The organism is Sphaerotilus sp. (assembly GCF_041083715.1).
Lineage (GTDB): Bacteria > Pseudomonadota > Gammaproteobacteria > Burkholderiales > Burkholderiaceae_C > Sphaerotilus.
On record NZ_JBFPGY010000396.1, the window covers coordinates 1 to 4,889 of the forward strand.

The following is a 4,889-nucleotide window of genomic DNA, read 5'->3' on the forward strand; positions in this document are numbered from 1 at the left end:
GGTGGATTGCAGGATGGACGCCGGCAGCTTCATGCTGAAGGCGTGTTTCCTCAAGAAGGCTTGAACGGCTCGGGCGGCAGGCACCCGACCTCGCGGGGAATCGCCTCCGCCAGGTAATCCCAGACCCGCCGCACCAGCCGGCTGCCTTGCACCTCCCGGTGGACGGCCAGCCAGCACGGCATGGCCGGAATCCCCAGTTGCGGCAGCACCGGCACCACGCCCGGCCAGTGCCGCAGTGCATACGCCGCCGCGAAGCCGATGCCCGCCCCCGCGGCGATGAGCTGGCCGTTGGCGACCTGGTCGTCGGTGCGCAGCGCGAAGTGCGCGGGTGTGACCGGCAGGCCCATCTGCCCGAAGCCGCGCAGGATGGCGTCGTCGCGGTCGAAACCGATCAGGCGGTGCTGCAACAGCTCCATCGGCTCGCGCGGCGTGCCGGCGCGCGCCAGGTAGCCGCGGTGCGCGCAGGCGACGATCGACAGATCGGCCAGCTTGCGTGCCAGCAGCGAGGCCTGCGTCGGCCGCACCATGCGCACGGCGATGTCGGCCTCGCGGCGGAGCAGGTTCGTCACCTCGTTCGAGACGACCAGCTCGATCTGCACGCCCGGCTCGGCCACCTGCAAGGCCGCCAGCACCGGTGGCAGCAGCCACGCCGCCGCGACCTGGCTGGTGGTCACGCGCACGGTGCCGGCGGTGGTGTCGCGGTTGCGGGCGAGCGCACGGGACAGCGACTGCGCGCCGTCGGCCATCTCGCGCGCCGCGTCGGCGATCGCCAGCGCCGCCGCAGTGGGCACGACGCCGCGGCCAGTGCGCTCGAACAGCGGCGTTTTCAACTGCGCCTCCAGCTCGGCGATGTGGCGCGACAGCGTGGGCTGCTGCGCGCCGAGGCGGCGGGCTGCGCCCATCAGGCTGCCAGCATCCAGCACCGCCAGGAAACTGCGTACGAGGGTCCAGTCGAAACGGGCGAGGGGATCGGTCATGCAGAACTGTATAGCTGGCTTGCAGCCACCGTCGATGGTCGGATGGCGTGTCAGCCACCAGACTGGAGGCATCGCCACACGCCTTCGGACTGCCCCATGACTCCCTCGACCGCACCCCGCGTTCTGATCCTCGGCGCCAACGGCCGCTTCGGCGCGGCGGCGACCCAGGCCTTTGCCGCCGCCGGCTGGCAGGTGCTGGCGCAGGTGCGCCGCCCGCTCGCCGCGCTGCCCGCGGGCGCCCAGGTGGTGACGATGGACCTGTCGGACACCGCCGCGCTGGCATCGGCCGCAGCCGGCGCGCACGCCGTGGTGTATGCGATCAACCCGGTCTACACCCGCTGGCCGACCGACCTGCTGCCGATGGCGCGCCAGGGCATGGCTGTGGCGGAGCGGCTGGGCGCCGTCTTCCTGCTGCCGGGCAACGTCTACAACTTCGGTGCCGACATGCCGCCCGTGCTGCGCGAAGACACGCCGCAGACCGCCACGGGCCGCAAAGGGCGGCTGCGCATCGCGCTGGAAGCCGAGCTTCAGCAACGCGCCGCCAGCGGTCAACTGCGCAGCATCGTCCTCCGCGCAGGGGACTTCTTCGGCAGCGGCTCTGGGACGTGGCTTGACCAGGCGATCATCAAGTCGCTGGCAAAGGGCAAGCTCGTCTATCCGGGGCCGACCGACCGGGTGCATGCGTGGACCTACCTGCCCGATCTGGCGCAGGCATTTGTCGCGGCGGCGGCGCGGTCAGCGGAAGGTCCGGCGTTCCGATGCTGGCACCACCGCAGCCACGACGTGACCGGCGCGGTGCTGCTGGACACGATCGAGCGCCTCGCCCATGAACTCGGCCTCGCGCCGGCCGGGCCGCTGAAGCGTGGCGGGCTGCCGTGGGGCGTGATCCGCGTCGGCGGCTGGGTGGTGCCGATCTGGCGCGAGCTGGCGGAGATGGCCTATCTGTGGGAGGTGCCGCACACGCTGGACGGGCGGGCGCTGGAGGCCGCGCTCGGGCCGCTGCCGCACACGCCACTGGACGTGGCGCTGCGCGCGACCCTGCGCCGCTGACGTCAGCCCTTCAGCACCGCCGCCGCGATCGCCTCGCCCATCTCGGTCGTGCTGGCTTGGCCGCCGAGGTCGGGCGTGCGCGGGCCGCTGCGGATCACGTCCTCGATGGCGCGCACGATCGCGTCGTGCGCGGCGCGGCCGGCGCCCTGGCCGTGGCTCAGGAAGTCGAGCATCAGCGCGCCCGACCAGACCATCGCGACCGGGTTGGCGATGTTCCTGCCGAAGATGTCCGGCGCCGAGCCATGCACCGGTTCGAACAGCGACGGAAAGCGCCGCTCCGGGTCCAGGTTGGCCGACGGCGCCAGCCCGATCGTGCCGGTGCAGGCCGGGCCGAGGTCGCTCAGGATGTCGCCGAACAGGTTGGACGCCACCACCACATCGAAGCGGTCCGGCTGCAGCACGAAGCGGGCGCAGAGGATGTCGATGTGCTGCTTGTCCACGGCGACCTCCGGGTAGGCGGCGGCCATCGCGTCGGCGCGGCCGTCCCACCACGGCATGCTCACCGCGATGCCGTTGCTCTTGGTCGCCACGGTCAGCTTCTTGCGGGCGCGTGACTGCGCGAGGTCGAAGGCATACCGCAGCACCCGGTCCGCGCCGCGGCGCGAGAAGACGTTCTGCTGCAGCACCACCTCCTGCTCGGTGCCCGGCCACATCACGCCACCGATGTTGGTGTACTCACCCTCGGTGTTCTCGCGCACGACGCAGAAGTCGATCTCGCCCGGCTGGCGGTTGGCCAGTGGACAGGGCACGCCCTCGAACAGCCGCACCGGCCGCAGGTTGATGTACTGGTCGAACTCGCGGCGGAACTTCAGCAGCGAGCCCCACAGCGAGACGTGGTCCGGCACCGTCGCCGGCCAGCCGACCGCGCCGAAGTAGATCGCGTCGTGGCCGTCGAGCCGCTGCTTCCAGTCGCTGGGCATCATCTCGCCGGTGCGGGTGTACCAGTCGCAGCTCGCCCAGGCGATCGGCGTGTAGTCCAGGGTGAGTCCGAAGCGTTGCGCGGCGGCGCCGAGCACACGCAGACCCTCGGGCATCACCTCCTGGCCGATGCCGTCGCCGGGCATCACGGCAATGCGGAAACGCGAGGTCGAGGTGGTCATGGACAGACTCCGAAACAGGGGGCCCATGCTAACGTGGCCCGCATGTGGACCTCTCTTCGCGCCCTGCCCCGCACCGTCTGGCTGATCGGGCTCATCAGTCTGGTCAACGACTCGGCCTCCGAGATGCTGTATCCGCTGATCCCGCTCTACCTGTCGTCGGTGCTGATGGCCGGGCCGCGCACGCTCGGCCTGATCGAGGGCATCGCCGAAGCGACTGCCAGCCTGCTCAAGCTGTTCTCGGGCGCGGTGGTGGACCGCACGCAGCGCGCCAAGCCGTGGATCGTGTTCGGCTACGGGCTGGCCGGGGTCGGGCGGCCGCTGGTGGCGCTGGTGACGAGCTGGCCGGGGCTGCTGCTGCTGCGCTTCGCCGACCGGGTCGGCAAGGGCCTGCGCACCTCGCCGCGCGATGCACTGCTGGCCGCGAGCGCTGGCCCCGAGCGGCGCGGCCTGGCCTTCGGGCTGCACCGGGCGATGGACAACGCGGGCGCCGTCATCGGGCCGCTGATGGCGGCGGCGCTGCTCGCGTCCGGCGTGGCGCTGCAGGACGTGTTCGTGTGGTCGATCGTGCCGGCGGCGCTGTGCCTGGCGCTGGCGCTCGGGCTCCAGGAGCCGGCGCAGCGCCCGATCGCCGTGCGCAAGCCGTTCGACTGGCGGCTGCGCGACATGCCCCTCGCCTTCCGGCGCTATCTGGTGGTGGTCGCGCTGTTCACGCTGGGCAACTCGTCGAACATGTTCCTGCTGCTGCGCGCGCGTGAACTCGGCCTGCCGCAGGCGCAGGTGCCGCTGCTGTGGGCGGGGGTGTCGGCGGTGGCGATGGTGCTGTCGACCCCACTGTCGGCGCTGTCGGACCGCTTCGGGCGGATGCGGCTGCTGCTGGGGGGCTACACCGCCTACGCCGCCGTCTACGCCGCGCTCGGCCTGCTGACCCGCGTCGGTCCCGGCCTGTTCGTGGTCTTCGCGGCCTATGGCGTGTTCCTCGCCGCGACCGAGGGCGTCGAGAAGGCGCTGGTCGCCGACCTCGCGCCCGTGGACGGCCAGGGCACCGCCTTCGGCTGGTTCAACCTGACGGCGGGGCTGATGCTGCTGCCCGCGTCGGTCGTGTTCGGCGCGGTCTACCAGTCGGCAGGACCGGGGGCGGCGTTTGCATTCTCGGGCGGCTGCGCACTGCTGGCGGCCGCGCTGCTGGTCGGCTGGGTGCGACCGGCGATGCCTGCGCGCTGACAGCGATCAGGCCGCCATCGACAGCGGCTTCGTTTCGGCGGCCGGCCTGGCGCGGGCAGCCAGGGCGTCGGTGCAGCCCAGCACCTGGCCCTCCATCACCGCCGGCACCGGTACATCCATCAGCGCCAGCAGGGTCGGTGCCACGTCGAGATTGGTGCAGTCCGGCAGCCGCACGCCACGGCGCACACCGGCGCCGTAGAACGCCAGCAGCCCGTCGATGTGGTGCATGCCCTGCTTGACCGTGGGCGCGTCGATCGCCATCAGGGACTCGATCGGATACCCCTGCGGATCGGCGCCGGGCGCCTGCGGAAAACAGTACCGCCAGTCCCGGTGGTCCTGCGTCAGACCGAGCGGCGTCACGGTCAGGATGGATTCGGTCTCCTGCACCACGAACGAGGCTTCGCGTTGTGCGATGCCGTCACCACGTTGTCGAAATGCAGTTTCGAAGGCGACTTTCACGGCCCGTCGGCGCACAGGATCCTCGACGCGCAGATTCCACTGCGGCACCATGGTCGGCACCACATCGGAAATGCCGTCGCGC

At 71.5% G+C, this 4,889-nt stretch carries 5 protein-coding genes; 2 read left to right on the plus strand and 3 right to left on the minus strand.

The window, feature by feature from the left end; all coding sequences use genetic code 11:
- Positions 1-50 precede the first annotated feature (50 nt).
- Complete coding sequence (locus AB3X43_RS18475; RefSeq protein WP_369431336.1) at positions 51-977, minus strand: LysR family transcriptional regulator; 927 nt, start codon at positions 975-977, stop codon at positions 51-53.
- Between the two features lie 96 nt (positions 978-1,073).
- Here AB3X43_RS18475 and AB3X43_RS18480 point away from each other — a divergent pair, with 96 nt between their 5' ends.
- A complete protein-coding gene (locus tag AB3X43_RS18480; RefSeq protein ID WP_369431337.1) occupies positions 1,074-2,027 on the plus strand; it encodes an NAD-dependent epimerase/dehydratase family protein in 954 nt (317 codons plus the stop codon).
- 2 nt (positions 2,028-2,029) lie between these two features.
- Here AB3X43_RS18480 and AB3X43_RS18485 read toward each other — a convergent pair whose 3' ends face one another.
- Positions 2,030-3,127 carry a tartrate dehydrogenase gene (locus AB3X43_RS18485; protein WP_369431338.1) on the minus strand — a complete coding sequence of 366 codons (1,098 nt, stop codon included), beginning with the start codon at positions 3,125-3,127 and terminating at the stop codon, positions 2,030-2,032.
- A 42-nt stretch (positions 3,128-3,169) separates the two neighbouring features.
- On the opposite strand from AB3X43_RS18485, the gene AB3X43_RS18490 reads away from it, so the two are divergent.
- A complete protein-coding gene (locus tag AB3X43_RS18490; protein ID WP_369431339.1) occupies positions 3,170-4,348 on the plus strand; it encodes an MFS transporter in 1,179 nt (392 codons plus the stop codon).
- A 6-nt stretch (positions 4,349-4,354) separates the two neighbouring features.
- On the opposite strand, the gene AB3X43_RS18495 is transcribed toward AB3X43_RS18490, so the two are convergent.
- A partial coding sequence (locus tag AB3X43_RS18495) for a hypothetical protein (RefSeq protein WP_369431340.1) occupies positions 4,355-4,889 on the minus strand: 535 nt, incomplete at its 5' end.

Excerpts from the sequence above, each read along its gene's own strand:
- AB3X43_RS18475 (WP_369431336.1), bottom strand. The coding sequence starts at position 977 with ATGACCGATCCCCTCGCCCGTTTCGACTGGACCCTCGTACGCAGTTTC.
- AB3X43_RS18480 (WP_369431337.1), top strand. The coding sequence starts at position 1,074 with ATGACTCCCTCGACCGCACCCCGCGTTCTGATCCTCGGCGCCAACGGC.
- AB3X43_RS18485 (WP_369431338.1), bottom strand. The coding sequence starts at position 3,127 with ATGACCACCTCGACCTCGCGTTTCCGCATTGCCGTGATGCCCGGCGAC.
- AB3X43_RS18490 (WP_369431339.1), top strand. The coding sequence starts at position 3,170 with ATGTGGACCTCTCTTCGCGCCCTGCCCCGCACCGTCTGGCTGATCGGG.